Genomic DNA, 791 nt, shown 5'->3' on the forward strand with positions numbered 1-791 from the left:
CGCCCGGTCTTGGAGCGCACAACGCCGGAAATCGCGCCCGCGGCCAGAGCCAGGGCGAGATGCCAGTGGGACAAAGCCCGCGCCGGAGGACGCAGCGACTGCTGCGCGGCCCCCAGGTGCGTGTCCAGCGACGGCCAGAGGCCATGCAACCGGCCAACTTCGTCGGCGAACTGCTCAGGCTCCATCGTCACGCGGAAGAAGTGCTCCGGCTCGGCCGGACTGGCGGGGATGACATACGGCAGGAACGGCCATTCACACGGCAGCTCCTCGGCTTCGGCATCGCCTTGCCCAACCTGCAGCAGCAGATTGCGCACGCCCTTGAGGCCATCGGGGGCCAGCTCTCGCTGGCGCACCCGCCGGCCGAAGATCACCACCTGCTTGAACTGCGTTTCCACCGCTCGGTAGATGCGCAGATCGGTGTAGTGGCGCGTTAGCCAGCCGACCAACTCCGCGTCGAGCACGTAGCCGGGCACGATGAAGACCAGCACGCCGCCGTACTGCAACAGCGACAGGCTGCGCTGGTAGAACAGCTTTTCGAGGCGGGCGCGGCCTTGGCCCTGATAGCCGATGTTGCCGTTGACGTCCTTCGCCAGGTCGCCATACGGAGGATTCAGCCAGAGCAGCCCGAAGGACTGCTTGGAGATCATCGTGTCCATCAGGTCCGCGTGCAGGCAATGATCGACCAGGCCGCGGGCATGGCGTGCCCGCTCCGCGTCGAACTCGACGGCGAACGCCTTGGCCTGCTCGCGCCCGAGGGCGTGGGCGGCTTCGGCGATCGCCACGCCTTCGCC

The 791-nt window shown here is 67.6% G+C and carries 1 protein-coding gene; it reads right to left on the minus strand.

Features of this window, described 5'->3' with window-relative positions:
• Positions 1-791 (minus strand): DUF6094 domain-containing protein (locus K206_RS0136920; RefSeq protein WP_020207201.1); only part of this gene is annotated, 791 nt, incomplete at both ends.

It is taken from the genome of Cupriavidus sp. WS (genome assembly GCF_000395345.1).
GTDB lineage: Bacteria > Pseudomonadota > Gammaproteobacteria > Burkholderiales > Burkholderiaceae > Cupriavidus > Cupriavidus basilensis_B.